This is a genomic window from Serratia bockelmannii (genome assembly GCF_051803255.1).
Taxonomy (GTDB): Bacteria; Pseudomonadota; Gammaproteobacteria; order Enterobacterales; family Enterobacteriaceae; genus Serratia; species Serratia bockelmannii.
Map to the genome: position 1 here is coordinate 992,719 of NZ_CP196512.1, position 16,673 is coordinate 1,009,391.

Sequence of the window (16,673 nt, forward strand, 5' to 3'; positions counted from 1 at the left end):
CTGGGCGCGCTAGGCGCGTTAGGCTAAGGCGAGCGTTTTTCGGGAGGCGGGATGACCCCTTTATCACATCTGCCTTATCTCCAGCCCGGCGATCGCGCGCTGTTGTTCGACGGCGAATGTAATCTGTGTCACGGGCTGGTGAGGTATCTTATTCGCGCCGATCGGCAGCGGCGCATTCTGTTGGCGACGGTGCAATCCGCCGAAGGGCAGGCGATCCTGCAGGCGCTGGGATTGCCTACCGATCGTTTCGATTCCGTGGTCTATGTTGAGCAGGGGCGCTGTTGGCTACGTTCGGCGGCGTTGTTTCAGGCGCTGCGTCAAGTGGGGTGGCCGTACCGCGTACTGGCGCTGGCGCGTTACCTGCCGCCGCGACTGGCGGACAAGGTCTATGATGCGGTCGCCGGCAATCGCTACCGGCTGTTTGGCCGCAACGACGGCACCGGCCTGCCGGGCACCGATCAGCCCGGGCGTTATCTGCCCCGGCGGCAGGAACCGCCGGCCTGAGCTTTACGCTTCTTTACCATCCAACCGCTTGAAATATCAACACTCCAGCTCCATATAATGGAACGTTCAGCCAACAAGGAGCGCGTATGGGAATCAGTGAAGAAGAGCACATCCGCCGTTTGACCCAGGAGAAGAACGACATGGGCAATACGGCGAAATGGGTGGCGATCGTTTCCGCCGTGTACTTTGCCTTGATGGTGTTTTACGGCCACCCGACCGGCGTGTTGGCGATGTCGGGCGCGGTGTTCATCGTGTCTACCACCACCTGGTTGAAAAAGCGTCAGAAGGTCAAATCTTACCGCATGGCGTTGGCCAAAATCAGCGACGATCAACCCTGATAGTCGCCGCGCTTTAGCGTATACACCAGGCTCGGCGCTGCGCCGGGCACGTCATCCAGCGTATCCACCCGCCGTAAACCGACCTTTTCCAATACTCGCCACGAGGCCTGATTCTCCGCACGTACAATGGCGGAAATCTCCTCCAGCGCCAATCCGACAAAACCGTATTGCAGCGAAGCCCGCGCCATCTCGGTGGCCAATCCCATGCCCCAGACGCGAGTATCGAAGCGATAGCCGAGGTTCACGGTGCGCTGCGCCCCGAGCGGTTTCCGGGACAATCCGCCAAAGCCGATAATCCAATCCGGCCGTTCGCGCAGAGCGATCGCCCAGGAACCGTGACCGTGTTGTTGCCACCCGGCAATCCTCTCGTGCAGCGCCGATGCGGCCTGCGCTTCGCTGGTGAGTGGGCCGGCGGGATTGAAACGCTGCGTTTGCGGATCGCCAAAGATGGCGTAGAAACGTGCGAGGTCCGCCATTACCGGTGGGCGCATCTGCAGGCGTTCGCTGAAGAAAGGGGTGGAAGGATTAAAGCTTGTCATCGTTTCTCTCCGCTGGATAAATGAACAGTGTTCACTGTAGACCAGATTGGCGAAACGGGAAATCCCCCTCTGCGGGTGAGAGGGGGAGAGGGCATTACAGGAAGGAGTCGTCGTCGTCGCTGTAATCGTCGTCGGTGTAGTCCGTGTCGTCCTGATAGTTGGCGTTCTGGAAGCCGTTGTCCTGGTTCAGGAAGCTGCCACCGTCGCCGTTGTTGAAGGTATCAAGGTTGTTGGAGGCGTCGAAATTGCGCATCGCGCTGTCGTCCAGCGGCGCCGGGGTTTCTTCGATAATATTCACGATTTCCTGCGGCTGCGAATGGCGGAACATGCCGGTCAGCATGTCGGCCAATACCACGCCGCCGGCGACGCCCGCCGCCGTTTGCAAGGCGCCGCCCAGGAAGCCTCCGGCACGTGAAGGCGCCGCCTGCTGCGGTTGGGCATAGGCCGGTTGCTGAGGCTGTTGCTGCGCGTTGTTCCAGGCCGCCGTATTTTGCTGCTGCGCCTGATACTGTTCGCGCGGGCTTGGCGTGCGGCTGCCGCCGCCAAACAGACCGGCCAGGAAACCGCCGCTGCTTTGCTGGCCGTGGGCGGTTTGCTGCAGCTGCGCGACCTGGGCTTCCAGATCTTTGACCCGCTGGTCCATCTGCTTGAGCGCTGCTTCCTGAATGATCATCGCCTGCGCCATGTAATAAGGGGCGGAAGGCTGCTCGCGAATATGCTGGTTGATTTGCTGCTCTGCCTGGAGATCCCGTGGGCCCGTCTTGGTCTCGGCTTCTTTCAGGCGGCCAAACAGACCATCGATAAGGCGTTGTTCTTCGGATTGCATAGGCGTACCTCGGGAGATAAATAACGTTGCTGGATGATGACTATCATCGGTAACAATCACCCTAGCGCGTTTACATGAACCAATAAATAAATGGCGGGTAAACCTGCCTATGAATTTGTTACCAATTGCGGCAGCGGGATCAGCATCACCAGCTTCAGACCGGCGTGCTCCGCCGGATGGAAGGTGAGTTGGCGATAGCGCAGTGCGCCTTGCTGAGGATGTTCGAACGCTCTTTCGCCGCCTTCGCGCGCCATCACGTCATGTTGCTTCCACCAGTGATTAAAGTCCGCGCTGTTGTGCGTCATGTTGCGCACGAAGGCGCGCATCTCTTCGGTATTTTGATGATGGCTGGTCTCGGCGCGAAACTCGGCCACCACGCGGCGAGCGCGTTCCTCCCAATCGCTGACCAGCGTTTTCGCCAACGGGTGGAAGAACATGAAGTGCAGCAGGTTGGGGCTGTTGGCCACATCCAGCCAGCCGCGGAACAGCGCCGCCGCCTGCGGGTTCCAGGCGACGACGTTCCAGGTCACGTCCAGTAGATAGCAGGGCACCGTCATCTGATGCACGCTTTGCAGCACCGCGTCGTTGGCGGTTTCGCGGTGCGCTTCCTGCTCGGGATCGGCGATGCGCGCCAGGGTAAACAGGTAGTGGCGTTCGGCCGGGCCGAGCCGCAGCGCTTTGGCGATGCGTGCCAGCGTATAGGGGGAAATAGACACCTCGCGGCCCTGTTCGATCCAGGTATACCAGGTGGCGCTGATGCCGCTGATTTGCGCCAGTTCTTCGCGGCGCAGGCCGCTGGTGCGGCGGCGCGAAGAGCTAGGCAGGCCGATCATTTCCGGCGTGATGCGTTCGCGGTGCGCGCGCAGAAATGCGCCGAGGGCTTTTGGCCCGGATAAGGCTTCTGATGACATAGCGTGGTACCTATTTATACCAGGATAACTGCTCATATTGTACCCGTATAGTAGCCTGATTATAGTAGCCGAAAAGCCTTCAGGCACAGGCGCAAGCCGGATAATAACAGGAGCAAACATGAGCAACAGCAACAGCCATAAAAACGCGGTAGACCGGCAGTTCGGCGAGCAGGCCAACGCCTACTTAACCAGCGCGGTACATGCGCAGGGCAAGGATTTGCAACGCCTCGCGCAGTTACTGGCGCCGCATGCCGACGCGCGTCTGCTCGATTTGGGCTGCGGCGCCGGGCATGCCAGCTTCACCGCGGCGGCCAGGGTGGCGCAGGTGGTGGCCTACGATCTGTCGGCGCAAATGCTGGCGGTGGTGAAGCAGGCGGCGGCGGAAAAAGGCCTGGGTAACATTCAGCTGCAGCAAGGCGTGGCGGAGTCTTTGCCGTTTGAGGACGCCAGCTTCGATCTGGTCATCAGCCGCTATTCGGCGCACCACTGGCACGATGTCGGCCAGGCGCTGCGTGAGGTCAGGCGGGTGCTCAAACCGGGCGGCAGCGCGATCTTTATGGACGTGGTCTCGCCGGGGCATCCGCTGCTGGATATCTACCTGCAAACCGTGGAAGTGCTGCGTGATACCTCGCATGTGCGCAACTATGCGCCAGGCGAGTGGCTGGCGTTATTGACCGAAGCCGGGCTGGTGGTGCGTGAGGTGACGTCGGATCGGTTGATGCTGGAGTTCGACAGCTGGGTGGCGCGCATGCGCACCCCGGCGCATTTCGTCACCGCGATCCGCGCGCTGCAGCAAAGCGTGTCGCAAGAGGTGGCGGAGCATTTCGCGATTCAGCTGGATGGCTCTTTTACCAGCGATATCATGATGTTTGAAGTGACGAAGGGCTGAAAGCAACGGGGCAGCCGATGAAGGCTGCCCCGTGAAACGCGATCGACTGCGATACGCTTATTTTTTGTCTTCCAGCAGGCAGCGGTAGATCAGGCCGCCGATAATGCCGCCGACCAGCGGCACCAGCCAGAACACCCACAGCTGCTGCAGCGCCCAGGTGCCCTGGAAGATCGCTACGCCGGTGCTGCGCGCCGGGTTAACGGAGGTGTTGGTCACCGGGATGCTGATCAGGTGGATCAGCGTCAGCGTCAGGCCGATCGCCAGCGGGGCAAAGCCTGCCGGCGCGCGCTTGTCGGTTACGCCATGAATAACGATCAGGAAGAAGGCCGTCAGCACCAGCTCAATCACGATGGCTGATTGCAGAGAATAACCGCCCGGTGAGTGTTCGCCGTAACCGTTGGAGGCGAAACCGCCCGCGGTGGCGTCGAAACCGGCTTTGCCGCTGGCGATCAGATACAGCACCGCCGCTGCGGCGATACCGCCGATCACCTGTGCGATCACGTAAGGGATCACGTCTTTCGCCGCGAAACGGCCGCCGGCGAATAAGCCGACGGTGATCGCCGGGTTAAAGTGCCCGCCGGAAATATGGCCGACGGCATAGGCCATCGTCACCACGGTCAGACCGAAAGCGAGCGCGACGCCGAGGAAACCAATACCCAGTTGTGGGAATGCCGCTGCTAATACTGCGCTACCACAACCACCAAACACCAACCAAAATGTGCCAAAAAATTCAGCAAAAAGTCGCTTTGACATAGATTCCATCCTGCGGAATTGACTAACGGGCGTTAGCACTAAAAACTATAGAACAGCTTTTTCAGTTCATGCAGATATTCTATAGAATTTTCTTAATGCACCTTGAATAACGGCGGTATTAAATCCCTGGTATTTTATTTTGTCTATGAGAAAAACACCGTTTTTCGCCGTGTTGACGCGCGTTTGCCGATTTTTTTATCTTTGTTATCAGAATTTACCCTAAGCAAAATGACGGGTTATTTCCGGGCGGTTTTTTCCAGCGGTTTTCTCCATTCAATACGCTCAGGTTAATTGCTAATTTCTATTTGCCAGCCAACCTTATTGCCTGATGTGCATTTGACGAATTGCCTATTGTCATCTAAGTGTCATGCTAAATTAATATCGTCTTCTGCCTGACAACGCTTCATTTAACCTCGGGTAACAAATATGAAAATAAAATCGCTCTCCCTGCTGTTGGCTTCACTGTTTCCTCTATTGGCCCACGCTGCCGACATTGAGGTGGCGCGTTATATGGTCGGCTTCCCCGGTGGGGAACGCGTCGCCTATCAGGGGGCGTTCGCCAAGCATTTCCCACAGGGGTTGCCGGTGGGGATCGGCTCCGGGTTGATGTTCAACAAGAAGCAGGGCGACGATTTGGTGCTGACGACGCTGACCGATCGCGGCCCGAATGCCGATGCCCCGGCGGTAGGCAAGCAAGAGGCCAAGATTTTCGCCAATCCGCAATTCACGCCTCTGTTGATGGACATTCGTATCGGCGGCGGCAAGGCCGTGGCCGAGAATGCGCGGCCCTTGCATGACGAAAAAGGGCCGATTAGCGGGCTGCCGCTGCCGAGTGAGCTGATTGGTTCCACGAACGAAGTGGCGTTGAACGACGCGCTGCAACCGCTGTCCGGCGATCGCCGCGGGTTGGATACCGAAGGCATCATCGGTGACGGTAACGGCGGTTATTGGCTGTGCGATGAGTACGGCCCGTTTCTGATCCATGTCGACGGCAAAGGTAAAATCCTCGCCAAATATGGCCCAACGCCGCAGGCCGGCGAGCAGGCGGTGGCGAGCGGGTTACCGAACATCCTGAAGTGGCGCCAGCCTAACCGCGGTTTTGAGGGGCTGACCCGGATGCCGGATGGGCGCATTCTGGCGGCAGTGCAGAGCACGCTGGATGTCGACGGCAAAAGCAAAAACAAGGCGCAGTTTACCCGGCTGGTGAGCTTCGATCCGCGCAGTGGCAAAACCGCGATGTACGGCTATCCCATCGATATCGACAGCTATAAAAAAGCCAAAGACGCCAAAATTGGCGATGTCGTGGCATTGGACAACCAGCGCATCCTGTTGATTGAACAGGGAACCGGTAAAGAAAAGACGATGATCAACAAGATCTATCTGGTGGATCTCGCGCAGGCCAGCGATCTGAGCGCGTTTGACGGCCAGGGTAAAGCGCTGGAGTTCGATGATGCGAAAGATCTGGCTAAACGCGGCGTGAAGCTGGCGCAGAAACGGGAAGTGGCGGATCTGCGTCAGTTGGGTTGGCGCCAGGAGAAAGCGGAAGGGTTGGCGCTGATCGACGATCGCACGCTGGCGGTGATCAATGACAACGATTTCGGTTTGCAGGCCAAGCTGGTGGATGCGTCGCCAAAGAGCAAGAAAATCGGTGACTATCAGCTGGAGAAAGGAGGGCGGTTGAGCCTCGACGGCGACAAAACCGACGCCCGCATCGAATTGCGCCCTCTGGAGCAGCCGGAATCGCTGAGTGAGCTTTGGGTGCTCACCTTGCCGCAACCCTTGAAGTGACCGAGATAGGGGGGCGATAGCGCCCCCGTCAGACCGTTGACAAAGGAGGAAAAAACGTGGTTTTTCCTCCTTTGTGGCCATCAGCCGAAAATCAATAAATTGATTTTCCTTGTTTTTTATCCGCTGCTCTTTGCAAACCCGGCAATGGCATGAGGTTTGTCATCAATCTCATAGCGGGGGCGATAGCGCCCCCGTTTGTGTCAGGCTTCCGCATGCTGCTGCGGCGCTCTGCCGCGCGAGATGCTCTCCCACACCGCCACCATCACCATGATCAGCGTCGTCAGGCCATTGACCATCAGCAGATCGGTTAAATAGGCGATCGGGGCCAATACCGCCAGCGCCAGCAGCCCAACCAGGTGCGACAGCGGAAAACGGTGATACACCAGCCGTTTGTACAGCGCGTTGGCGAACAGGTAAATCGCCGGGCCGAGCAGCAGCACCGCCGCCGTGGCGTGTTGGATGCGGCCGTCGGGATGGGCGATCACCAGCTCGTTGGCCACGGCGCAGACGATGATCGCCCCCACCAGCGCGACGTGCACATAATGGAAATAAGCGCCCAGTTGGCCGGGGTTTTCCGCCTGGCTGATGGCGTGGCTGCCGGCTTTGCTGCTGGTGTCGAAGTAAACCCACCACATCGCCAGGCTGCCGAGAAAGGCCACCAGCGAGGCGATGAGCACCGGCAGACTCCAGCTTTCCATCTCGCTTAGGGTAGCGCCGGTGATCAGAATGGTTTCTCCCAGCGCCACGATCACGAACAGCTGGCAACGTTCTGCCAGATGGTGGCCTTCGATGGTCCATTCGCTGCTGCTGTCCGAGCGCCCCAGGACCGGTAAACGGAAGCCGAACATCGGCGAGACGTATTCGCACAAGACGGCGATCGCCCACAGCGCCAGGCGGGCATTGCCTTCTGCCAGCCCACCGACGATCCAGAAGACGGCGGAGATGCACAGCCAACCGAGAATGCGGCGAAAGTTTTGTTTTAACGGATGATCGGGCGCCAGCAGGCGTAGCACCGTGACGGAGCGGCCAACCTGAATGGCGACGTAGAACAGCGCGAAGATCAGACCGCGTTCGCCAAACGCCTGTGGCAGCGCGGCGGCGGCGAACAGCCCTAGCAGCATGATCGCGAACAGCAGCAGGCGGATCTGACGGGTATCGGGATTGAACCAGTTGGTGACCCAGGCGGTGTATTGCCAGGCCAGCCAGACGGCGAACCACAGCAGCAGGGTTTCCAGCGCGCCGGTCAGCGTCAGGTGATGCAACAGATAGTGGGAAAGTTGGGTCACGGCGAAAACGTAGATCAGATCGAACAGCAGTTCGGAGAATGAGACCGACGCGCCCTGACCGTCACGCACGCGCAGCAGGTTTTGCGACATAAGCGTTCTTCCTTAAAAGGGTAAGCCACAAAATCAGCGTAGCTCAGCGCGCCTCGGCGGGTAAAAAATCTTAAATAGCGGCGGCGTGCGTTCTTTCTTTCGCCCTGTCTTTAATTGTTCATCAAATAGGGGTAAGGTGAACTCAATAAAGTCATTCCTGCCTGAAAATACACACTCGCACTCATATCCTCCTTATTCTCCTCACAATGATTGATGTTCTTTACGTTGCATGACGTCCGTTTTCATTGGCTAGCGGATAATTAACATCACTGACAACGAGCTAATAAACAAGAACACCTGGAGTCAATCATGAAACTTATCCCAAGCATCGCAGCCGTATTGATCGCCGCCGCTTCCTTCTCCACTTTCGCCGCGCCGCTGTCGTCGGTGAAACAGGTCAACAGCGAGCAGGCCGCCAATCTGCAAAGCATCGGCGTCGTGTCGGTTTCCGGCATTAGCGGCTCACCGCATGACGCCATCACCGCCCTGAAAGAAAAAGCCGCGGCGGACGGCGCCAGCCATTACCGCATTATCGGCCTGGACACCCCCGGGGACTCCAGTAACTGGCGCGGCAATGCGGAAATTTATCGCTAAGCGTTGATTGTTACTCTCTGGCCACGGCAACGTGGCCAATAAAATAAACGGTCGTAATAATTATCTGAACAGTCGGCGCATAAACGGCTTATTTTCAGGTCATTATTACGACCGTTTTTCTTTGTGCCGTCGTGGCTGAGGTCGCATTTTATTACAACTGTGTCTGCCGCTTTCGGAATCATGTTAATGATTACTTAAGAAATTCGGCTCACATTGGGGGCTTAACCCAAGGAGGCCTCAATGTTAAATGCGACCCGGCTGCAACTGATGAATCACTTCGCTTACCTGCAGCAATTTATGGCTTCACCGCGCACCGTCGGTACGCTGGCGCCTTCTTCCCCGTGGCTGTGCCAGGCGATGCTGAACCAGATTGAATGGACCCGTGCGCTGTCGATCGCGGAGCTGGGCGCGGCGGACGGCGTACTGACCAAACGCATCCTGGGGCGGATGCGCGCCGATGCGGCGCTGGAGGCTTTCGAAATTCAACCGCATTTCGTGCATCGGCTGCGGGGGATAGACGATCGGCGGCTGCAGGTGATGCCCCATTCGGCGACCCAAATGGCCACGGATTACGACGTGGTGTTTTCCTGCCTGCCGCTGCTGTCGATCCCGGTCAGGATCAGCGTGCGCATTCTTCAGCAGGCCCGGCAGCGGCTGCTGGCGCGCAACGGCACGCTGGTGTTGTTTCAATACAGCCACCTGTCGGAAAAATTGCTGTCCCGCTATTTTCACTGGAAGCGCCTGCGGGTGGTGCGCAACTTCCCGCCGGCGCTGGTGTATGTCTGTACGCCGCGTTAGCTACAGCGTTTTCGCCATTACTACCACTTCTTCGTCATGCTGCCGCCGGCGTTCCACGGGATGCCAACCCCAGCCGGCGTACAGCGCTTCCGATTTGTCGGTGATGAGATGCAAAACCGAGTGATGGCGTTGCCGCGCCGCCTCGACGATGGCCATCTCAAGACGGTGGGCGATGCCCTTGCGGCGGTGATCGGGATGCACGAAGACGCCGGCCAGCCATGGGGTGAGATCCTGGCGCTGATGATCGTCGCTGGGCCACAGGCTGGCCATGCCCACCGGACGATCGCCGTCGATCATCATCAGCGTCAGGTGATCGTCGCTTGGCCGGCTGCAGTGGGCGAAGCGCAACTGGGTGCGCTCCAGCGAACCGCCACGCTGTGAGCCCCATTGGCCGAAGGCCCAGGCGGCGCACACATCGGCAAACTGCGGGCAATCCGACAGCGGAATGATGCGTTGAGTCATGGAGGTCTCCCGGTTTTTAGCTGTTTCCCCGTTCTATTTAACCGATTTCCCCGCCATTTTTTTAACTTTTTAAAGCCGTTATTTTAGCGGTTTCGCCGTGTTTGCCGCGCGCCCGGCGCCGTTTCCCGGATTTCTTTTGGCAATGGCGGCGCAGGATTGCAAGTGTTAATGAGAGTGATTATCATGCGCACATTATTTCCCCCTTTCGGCTCAATCATGCGCAATTTCCTCATTTTACTGCTGCTTTCTCTGTGGTTCGGCGTGTTCTCCGCCCAGGCGAAGACGGTGACCGATATCACCGGCCGTCAGGTTGTGGTGCCGGACAATCCGCAGCGCATCGTGGTGGGGGAGAGCCGCATGTTGTATACGCTGGCGCTGCTGGAGCCGGGCAACCCGGCGCAGCGCATCGTCGGCTGGCCGGCGGATCTGGCGCGTTTCGATGCGCAAAGCTGGCAACGCTATACGCAGAAGTTCCCGCAGATCGCCGCGATCCCCATTATCAGCGGCAATAATTTCCGCCAGGTCAACATCGAAAGCCTGCTGCAGCTGAAGCCGGATCTGGTGATCCTGGCGCGCTACGCGCGTGAAGACGGCGACAACGATCTGCTGGTTTCCGCGCTGAACAAGGCCGGCGTGGCGGTGATCTACGTCGATCTGCGTATCGATCTGCTGAACAACACCGTGCCGAGCGTGCGGCTGCTGGGCGAAGTGCTCAATCGCCAGCAGCGCGCCGAGCAGTTCATCGCGTTTTATCAGCAGCATATGGCGGTGGTTCAGCAACGGCTGGCGGGCTATCAGGGGGCGAAGCCCAAAGTGATGCTGCACCTGCATCTGGGGCGGCGCGATACCTGTTGCACCACCGCCGCACACGGCAACCTTGGCGATCTGCTGACCTTCGCCGGCGGCGACAACATCGCCAACGCCAGCGTCAAAGGGGTGTATGGCGAACTGAACCCGGAAACCATTCTGAGCGCCAATCCCGACGTATACCTCGCCACCGGCATGGCCGGCCCGCAAGGCAAACGGCTGTCCGATCTGCGCCTCGGGCCGCAGGTCGGCCCACTGGAGGCCGCCGACAGCTTCCGCCGGCTGATCGCCAAACAGCCGATGCTGGCCAGCCTGCAGGCGGTGAAAAACCACCGCGCCTGGAGCGTCTGGCACAACTTTTACCTCAGCCCGTACCACGTGGTGCTGGTCGAGGTATTCGCCAAAGCGTTTTATCCGGATCTGTTCGCCGACATCAACCCGCAGCAGACCTTCCAACAGCTGTATCAGCAGTTTTTGCCGTTACCTTTTTCAGGGACCTATTGGAGTCAGTTAGATAATGAATAACAACAAGCGCGGCTTGTGGTGCGCATTGCCTTTGGCGGCCTGCGCAACATTGCCGACGTGGGCGGCGGAAAAAGTCGCGTCGAAAGAAGAAAGCCTGACGGTGATTGGCCGCAAAGACGCCGACGGTGTGCAGAGCTATCAGCCGTTGACCAGCGTCACCGGCACCCGCAGCGAAACCAACCTGCTGAATGTGCCGCAGGCGATCGACGTGGTGCCGCAGCAGGTGATTACCGATCAGGCGGTCAGCAGCCTGGACGAAGCGCTGTACAACGTCAGCGGCATTACCCAGGCCAACACGCTGGGCGGCACTCAGGACGCGGTCATGAAACGCGGCTTTGGCGATAACCGCGACGGCTCTATTCTGCGCGATGGCGTGCGCTCGGTGCAGGCTCGCAACTTTACGCCGACCACCGAGCGGGTGGAGGTGCTCAAGGGGCCGGCCTCGATGCTGTATGGCATGGGCGAGCCGGGCGGGATGATCAATATGATCACCAAAAAGCCCCAGCTGCAGCAACATACCCACGTGGAAGGTTGGGGCAGCAGCTTCAACGGCGGCGGCGGCCAGCTCGACGTGACCGGGCCGCTCGGCACGTCGGGATTCGCCTATCGCATGATCGTCGATCACGATGAAACCGACTACTGGCGCAACTTCGGCCGCAACCGCCAGACGGTGATCGCGCCCTCGCTGATGTGGTACGGCGAGAACACCACCGTGCGCTTGGCCTACGAGCATATGGAATATCTGGTGCCGTTCGATCGCGGCACCATTATCGATTCGCGCACCGGCAAACCGGTGAATACGCCGCGCGATCGCCGTTTCGACGAAGCCTATAACGCTACCCGCGGCGATCAGGACAGCATTACCCTGCAGATCGATCAAACGCTCAACGAGCGCTGGAAAAGCTCGCTGACCTACGCCTACAGCCGCAACAGCTACAGTGACAACCAGGCGCGCGCCACGGCGCTGAACCCGGTGACCGGCGTGTTGAGCCGCCAGGCCGACTCGACCGCCAACGCCGTCAGCCACGCCAACGCGGTGCAGCTGACGCTCAATGGCGACGTGGACTGGGGCAGCATCAACCACCAGATGCTGTACGGCTTCGATTTTGAAGATAACCGTACCTACCGCGGCGACATGATCCGCGGTAAAAAGAACAGCGATTTCAATATCTATCATCCGGTATACGGCCTGATGCCGCCGTCGACCGCGGTCAGCGCCAAAGACAGCGACCAGCGGGAAAACCTCACCAGCTACGGTTGGTTTATGCAGGATTCTATCCAATTGACTGATAAATGGCTGGTGATGGGCGGGCTGCGTTACGACGCTTTCGACGTCTATGCCGGCAAGGGACGGCCGTTCCAGACCAACACCGACAGCTCGGATGGCAAGCTGGTGCCGCGCGCCGGGGTGGTCTACAAGCTGACGCCTTACGTGTCGCTGTACAGCAGCTATACCGAGTCGTTCAAGCCGAACTCTTCCATCGCCACCCAAATTGATTCGCTGCCGCCGGAGCAGGGCAAGTCGTGGGAAGTCGGCGGCAAGCTGGCGTTGCCGAACGGCGTTACCGGCACGCTGGCGCTGTTCGACATCACCAAGCGTAACGTCATGGTCAATGAGCTGGTGGAGGGCGAAACCGTGACGCGCACCGCCGGGCGCGTGCGTTCGCAGGGCGTGGAGCTGGACGTGGCCGGCAATATCACCGACTCGCTGAGCCTGATCGGTTCCTATGCGTATACCGATGCCCGCGTGGTGGACGATCCGGACAACAAGGGGAAAGAGATGACCAACGTGGCGCGCCATACCGCCTCGCTGTTCCTGACCCAGAACCTCGGCAGCCTGGGCCTGTACAGCGGAGATGAGGTGCGTATCGGCGCCGGCGCGCGCTACGTGGGCCGGCGCCCGGGCGACGCCGCCAACAGCTTCTACCTGGATAACTACACCGTTGCCGATGCGTTCGCCGCTTACACCATGCCGATCAACGGCTATCGGGTGAAATGGCAGCTGAACGTGAAGAACCTGTTCGATAAAACCTACTATCCGTCCAGCGGTGGCAATCTGCGCGTGGCGGTGGGAGAGCCGCGTGAGGTGGTGCTGCGCGGCAGTATCGATTTCTGAGCCACGGGCGGTGGAATTTGTTTAAATAACCGCCCCAACGTTAAGGAGAACTCATGAGCCTGCAGATCCGTTTGGCGCAGCAGCGAGATATCGCGCATCTGATGGCGGTTGAACGTTCGGCGGCGCAGCTGTTTCGCCAGCAGCCGGAATGGCGCTTTATCGCCGAAGGCGAGGTGATGGCCCCGAAACAGCACGCCGCGTTTATCGCCGAGCGCCGTGAATGGCTGGCGGAAAGCGACAACGGTGAGTGCGCCGGTTTTATCGCCGTGTTGGCTCAGGGGGAAGACTGGCATGTCGCCGAATTATCGGTCGCCGCTGCCTGGCAACGGCAGGGCGTCGGCCGCCGCCTGATCGGCGCGGTGGCGGAAGAAGCCAAACGGCAGGGCGCCACTCGCCTGACGCTCACCACCTTCATTGATGTGCCGTGGAATGCGCCCTACTACCGGCGGCTGGGATTCCGGCCGCTCGACGACGCGCGGCTCACGGTCGCCCTGCGGCGGCACCTGGATGAGGATCTGGCGCACGGCTTTGCCGTCGGCAGTCGCTGTGCCATGGAATTTACACTATCGTAAATATTGAAATACAGAGCGGGCAGGGTATGATGCAGCCACCACGCCATCGCACCCGCTCGGTATTTTGGTATGCAATGCACTCAAGTCACCGCATAAGGGACAACCCGTAATGACACAAACCCTGTTCATGATAGGCGCTCGCGGAGCCGGCAAGACCACGGTAGGCAGCGCATTGGCGCTGGCGTTGGGCTATCAGTTTGTCGATACCGATCTGTTTATGCAGCAAGCGGCGCAGATGAGCGTGGCGGAAATGGTCGAGCGCGAGGGCTGGCTGGGGTTTCGTCGCCGAGAGACCATCGCGTTGCAAGCTGTGACCAAGCCGTCAACTGTAGTTGCCACCGGCGGCGGGGCGATCCTGGCGGAGGAGAACCGTCAGTTTATGCGCCAGCATGGCACCGTTATCTACCTGCGCGCGCCGGCCAGCGTGCTGGCGCAGCGGTTGGAAGAGTACCCGGAAGATGCGCAGCGCCCGACGCTCACCGGCAGGCCGATCGCCGAAGAGATGCTCGAGGTGCTGGCCGCGCGTGAAGCGCTGTATCAGGATGCCGCGCATTACGTGATGGACGGCGCCGCCGATCCGCAGCGGGTGGTGGAGCAAATCCTCGCGGTGCTGCCGCGTGAGACGGTGAAATAACCCTTTCTTCTCTTCGGGCGCTGGGCGCCCGTTTTCCTATTCCGTTTGCCGAGCGGCCGCAAAGTACGCCCCGGGCGTGACGCCGAAGCGGCGGCGAAAGGCGGCGATGTAGGCGCTGACGTTGTCGTAACCACAGGTGTCGGCCACTTCGGCGACCGCTGCGCCGCGTGATAATCCCTCCAGTGAACGCAATACCCGCGCCTGCTGGCGCCACAGCGCGAAGCTGATGCCGGTTTCCTGCACAAAGCGGCGGCTCAGGGTGCGCGGGCTGAGCCCGGCCCAGTCGGCCCAGTCGCGCTGGCTGCGCAGGCTGGCGGGATCGTTCAGCAGCGCCCGGGCGATGTTCAGCAACCGGGCGTCCTGCGGCAGCGGCAATTGCAACGGCGCGCGGCTTGCCGCGTGCATTTCATCCAGCAGCACCTGCAGCAGCCGCCGTTGCGGCGCACTCAGTGGGCCGGCGGGGAACTGTGCGATACGCTCCACCAGGGCCTGCAACAGCGCAGAGGCCGTGAACAGCTGCGGCTGCGGCGGCATCTCCGGCACGCTTTCCCCCGGCAGATACAGACTCCAGCCCGCTACGTCGCCGCAGGCCAGCGCCTGATGGGCGCATCCCGGCGGCAGCCAGCCCAGCGTACCGCCGGTGATCGCCCATTGCCGGCCCGGGAGTTCCATTGCCAGCATGCCACGCGTCAAGAGATAGATCTGGCCGCCTTCGTGCCGGTGCCAGGGCGTCAGGTGCTTTTTTTCATGCTGAAGGCGTTGGCTGCGGATCTGCGTCATGTTGGCCGTTTAACGTTATTGAAAGTCTTGATGTGGTTATTATGCCATCGTCTGGCCGGGATAGGATCGCCGTTCACCCTATTTCGGAGAAACGTGATGACTCAAGTTACCCCACTGAACCTGGTGCTCGATACGCTGCAGCAGGTCGTCGCCAGCCCGGAGCATCGGCCGACGCAGCTCGCTGCCCGTTTCAGCGCAGACTACCGCCAGCAGGTGGATGGCAAGGTGCTGAACTTCGCGCAGTTTGAGCAACATATGGCGCTGCTGAAACGGCAAACCCGCCGCATGACGCTGAGCGTGATCGCGGCGGCGGAGCAGGGCGAGGCAGTGCTGACCCACCATCTGGTCGAGGTGGAAAAGCGCGACGGTACCCGCAGCCGCGTGCGGGTGCTGGCGCACTTCACCGTGCGTGAAGGCCGCATTTGCGCCTGCGACGAACTGACCGAGCTGTTGGCGGGCGCCCCCGGCGATCGCGATCTTGGCTCGCGCGTGCCGGAATGAGGGCGGCTGCTATACTTGCTACTGTGTGAAACACACGGGAGAACGGCATGCGCGAAAATGATCAACCTGCTTATCCACGGAGCGCCCGCGTCGTTGAGGTGTTTCGGGGCGACCCGAACCTGCATCTGCGCCGTTTTGAAGTGCGCACCGACGACATTGAGCCGAATACGCTGCTCAGTGAACATGAAACCGAGCAGGAAGCGCTCGACGCCAAGCACCGCTATGAAGACGAGGCGCTAGAGCTCTGACCTGCTGCACAGCGGAAACCGGCGCCAGGCCGGTTTCCTGTTTATCCCCGGCGTTAGCATATATTTCCCAGAACAATATTGATAATGATAATCATTTATGTGATTTTTATCGCCCCTATTGGGTGTTTCACTTCTGGGAAAAGAGATGTCCAATTCCGAGTTGCAGGCGCTGTTTCTGCGCCATATGCGGCCGCTGCAAGCCTATTTGAACGCCAAACTGCGCGACCCTCAGCTGGCCGCGGATTTGGCGCAGGAAAGTTTTACCCGCCTTACCGAGCAATATCCGCAGGGTAACATTCTCGATATCGAAGCCTACCTGTACAAAACCGCCAAAAACCTGATGCTCGACCATGTGCGCCAGCAGCAGCGGCGGCAGACCGAAGCGGTCGAAGACGACATTCTGGCGCAGTATCCCTCCGGTGAACCGGCGCTTGAACAACGGGCGATCGATAGCCAATTGCTGCAGCTGTTGCAGCAGGCGCTAGCGGACATGCCGCCGCGCACGCAGCAGATTTTCCGCCTTAACCGGCTCGATGGCCTGACCCAGGCGCAGGTGGCGGCGCAGCTGGGCGTGTCGCTCAGCACGGTGGAAAAACACCTGGCCAGCGCCCTCGAGCGGCTGATGGCGCGGATGGAAGAACAATAATGGCAATTTTTTTACGGGTTTATCCGCGCTCAGACGTCTTAACCTATAACCAGAAAAAACAGAGGT

20 protein-coding genes are annotated in these 16,673 nt (G+C 59.7%); 13 read left to right on the forward strand and 7 right to left on the reverse strand.

Annotated elements, in window-relative coordinates; genetic code table 11:
• The first annotated feature begins 51 nt into the window (after nucleotides 1-51).
• Both ACSJLU_RS04680 and ACSJLU_RS04685 read left to right on the forward strand, forming a co-directional pair.
• Nucleotides 52-504: a thiol-disulfide oxidoreductase DCC family protein gene (locus ACSJLU_RS04680; RefSeq protein WP_025301706.1), complete on the forward strand. Its 453-nt coding sequence runs from the start codon at nucleotides 52-54 to the stop codon at nucleotides 502-504.
• 86 nt (nucleotides 505-590) lie between these two features.
• Entirely contained in the window at nucleotides 591-842 is a 252-nt protein-coding gene (locus ACSJLU_RS04685; RefSeq protein WP_025301707.1) for a hypothetical protein, read from the forward strand.
• Here ACSJLU_RS04685 and ACSJLU_RS04690 read toward each other — a convergent pair.
• From ACSJLU_RS04690 to ACSJLU_RS04700, 3 genes are all read right to left on the reverse strand, one after another.
• Complete coding sequence (locus ACSJLU_RS04690) at nucleotides 833-1,381, reverse strand: GNAT family N-acetyltransferase (protein ID WP_380826687.1); 549 nt, start codon at nucleotides 1,379-1,381, stop codon at nucleotides 833-835. The two genes, ACSJLU_RS04685 and ACSJLU_RS04690, sit on opposite strands and share 10 nt — an antisense overlap.
• Nucleotides 1,382-1,475: 94 nt before the next feature.
• A complete protein-coding gene (locus ACSJLU_RS04695) occupies nucleotides 1,476-2,207 on the reverse strand; it encodes a DUF2076 domain-containing protein (protein ID WP_346424213.1) in 732 nt (243 codons plus the stop codon).
• Nucleotides 2,208-2,314: 107 nt separating this feature from the next.
• On the reverse strand, nucleotides 2,315-3,118 hold the full coding sequence (locus ACSJLU_RS04700; protein ID WP_025301710.1) for a helix-turn-helix transcriptional regulator: 804 nt from the start codon (nucleotides 3,116-3,118) through the stop codon (nucleotides 2,315-2,317).
• Between the two features lie 118 nt (nucleotides 3,119-3,236).
• Here ACSJLU_RS04700 and ACSJLU_RS04705 point away from each other — a divergent pair, with 118 nt between their 5' ends.
• Nucleotides 3,237-4,007, forward strand: coding sequence for a class I SAM-dependent methyltransferase (locus ACSJLU_RS04705; RefSeq protein ID WP_025301711.1), 771 nt, complete (start codon nucleotides 3,237-3,239; stop codon nucleotides 4,005-4,007).
• A gap of 57 nt (nucleotides 4,008-4,064) precedes the next feature.
• Here the strand turns inward: ACSJLU_RS04705 and aqpZ are convergent, their stop codons facing one another.
• Entirely contained in the window at nucleotides 4,065-4,760 is a 696-nt protein-coding gene (gene aqpZ, locus ACSJLU_RS04710; RefSeq protein WP_025301712.1) for an aquaporin Z, read from the reverse strand.
• Nucleotides 4,761-5,186: 426 nt separating this feature from the next.
• Between aqpZ and ACSJLU_RS04715 the strand changes: the two genes are divergently transcribed.
• Nucleotides 5,187-6,548 carry an esterase-like activity of phytase family protein gene (locus ACSJLU_RS04715; protein ID WP_380826701.1) on the forward strand — a complete coding sequence of 454 codons (1,362 nt, stop codon included), beginning with the start codon at nucleotides 5,187-5,189 and terminating at the stop codon, nucleotides 6,546-6,548.
• A 200-nt stretch (nucleotides 6,549-6,748) separates the two neighbouring features.
• Here ACSJLU_RS04715 and ACSJLU_RS04720 read toward each other — a convergent pair whose 3' ends face one another.
• Entirely contained in the window at nucleotides 6,749-7,924 is a 1,176-nt protein-coding gene (locus ACSJLU_RS04720; protein WP_043135588.1) for a low temperature requirement protein A, read from the reverse strand.
• A 309-nt stretch (nucleotides 7,925-8,233) separates the two neighbouring features.
• Between ACSJLU_RS04720 and ACSJLU_RS04725 the strand changes: the two genes are divergently transcribed.
• Nucleotides 8,234-8,518 carry a YdgH/BhsA/McbA-like domain containing protein gene (locus ACSJLU_RS04725; protein WP_004940519.1) on the forward strand — a complete coding sequence of 95 codons (285 nt, stop codon included), beginning with the start codon at nucleotides 8,234-8,236 and terminating at the stop codon, nucleotides 8,516-8,518.
• Nucleotides 8,519-8,758: 240 nt separating this feature from the next.
• The gene (locus tag ACSJLU_RS04730) at nucleotides 8,759-9,316 is read left to right on the forward strand and encodes a class I SAM-dependent methyltransferase (RefSeq protein ID WP_025301715.1); all 558 of its coding nucleotides are present in this window, start codon (nucleotides 8,759-8,761) and stop codon (nucleotides 9,314-9,316) included.
• Here the strand turns inward: ACSJLU_RS04730 and ACSJLU_RS04735 are convergent, their stop codons facing one another.
• The gene (locus tag ACSJLU_RS04735) at nucleotides 9,317-9,778 is read right to left on the reverse strand and encodes a GNAT family N-acetyltransferase (protein WP_049206225.1); all 462 of its coding nucleotides are present in this window, start codon (nucleotides 9,776-9,778) and stop codon (nucleotides 9,317-9,319) included.
• A gap of 216 nt (nucleotides 9,779-9,994) precedes the next feature.
• Here ACSJLU_RS04735 and ACSJLU_RS04740 point away from each other — a divergent pair, with 216 nt between their 5' ends.
• The 4 genes from ACSJLU_RS04740 (at nucleotide 9,995) to aroL (ending at nucleotide 14,432) form a co-directional block, all read left to right on the forward strand.
• Nucleotides 9,995-11,110 carry an ABC transporter substrate-binding protein gene (locus tag ACSJLU_RS04740; protein WP_060447658.1) on the forward strand — a complete coding sequence of 372 codons (1,116 nt, stop codon included), beginning with the start codon at nucleotides 9,995-9,997 and terminating at the stop codon, nucleotides 11,108-11,110.
• Nucleotides 11,103-13,226 (forward strand): TonB-dependent siderophore receptor, encoded by a 2,124-nt coding sequence (locus ACSJLU_RS04745; protein WP_342103315.1) that lies wholly within the window; start codon nucleotides 11,103-11,105, stop codon nucleotides 13,224-13,226. Before ACSJLU_RS04740 ends, ACSJLU_RS04745 begins: the two co-directional genes overlap by 8 nt.
• 53 nt (nucleotides 13,227-13,279) lie before the next feature.
• Nucleotides 13,280-13,798, forward strand: a complete 519-nt coding sequence (locus ACSJLU_RS04750) for a GNAT family N-acetyltransferase (protein WP_049295125.1) — start codon at nucleotides 13,280-13,282, stop codon at nucleotides 13,796-13,798.
• A 109-nt stretch (nucleotides 13,799-13,907) separates the two neighbouring features.
• Nucleotides 13,908-14,432, forward strand: a complete 525-nt coding sequence (gene aroL / locus ACSJLU_RS04755; RefSeq protein ID WP_089195578.1) for a shikimate kinase AroL — start codon at nucleotides 13,908-13,910, stop codon at nucleotides 14,430-14,432.
• Between the two features lie 36 nt (nucleotides 14,433-14,468).
• Here the strand turns inward: aroL and ACSJLU_RS04760 are convergent, their stop codons facing one another.
• Nucleotides 14,469-15,212, reverse strand: a complete 744-nt coding sequence (locus tag ACSJLU_RS04760; protein WP_049295126.1) for a helix-turn-helix domain-containing protein — start codon at nucleotides 15,210-15,212, stop codon at nucleotides 14,469-14,471.
• 96 nt (nucleotides 15,213-15,308) lie between these two features.
• Here ACSJLU_RS04760 and ACSJLU_RS04765 point away from each other — a divergent pair, with 96 nt between their 5' ends.
• The 3 genes from ACSJLU_RS04765 to ACSJLU_RS04775 all read left to right on the forward strand — a co-directional run bounded on the left by ACSJLU_RS04765 (nucleotide 15,309) and on the right by ACSJLU_RS04775 (nucleotide 16,607).
• A complete protein-coding gene (locus ACSJLU_RS04765) occupies nucleotides 15,309-15,713 on the forward strand; it encodes a nuclear transport factor 2 family protein (protein ID WP_060432538.1) in 405 nt (134 codons plus the stop codon).
• A gap of 47 nt (nucleotides 15,714-15,760) precedes the next feature.
• Nucleotides 15,761-15,961 carry a YaiA family protein gene (locus ACSJLU_RS04770; protein WP_004940491.1) on the forward strand — a complete coding sequence of 67 codons (201 nt, stop codon included), beginning with the start codon at nucleotides 15,761-15,763 and terminating at the stop codon, nucleotides 15,959-15,961.
• A 145-nt stretch (nucleotides 15,962-16,106) separates the two neighbouring features.
• Nucleotides 16,107-16,607 carry an RNA polymerase sigma factor gene (locus ACSJLU_RS04775; protein WP_049206220.1) on the forward strand — a complete coding sequence of 167 codons (501 nt, stop codon included), beginning with the start codon at nucleotides 16,107-16,109 and terminating at the stop codon, nucleotides 16,605-16,607.
• Nucleotides 16,608-16,673 lie beyond the last annotated feature (66 nt).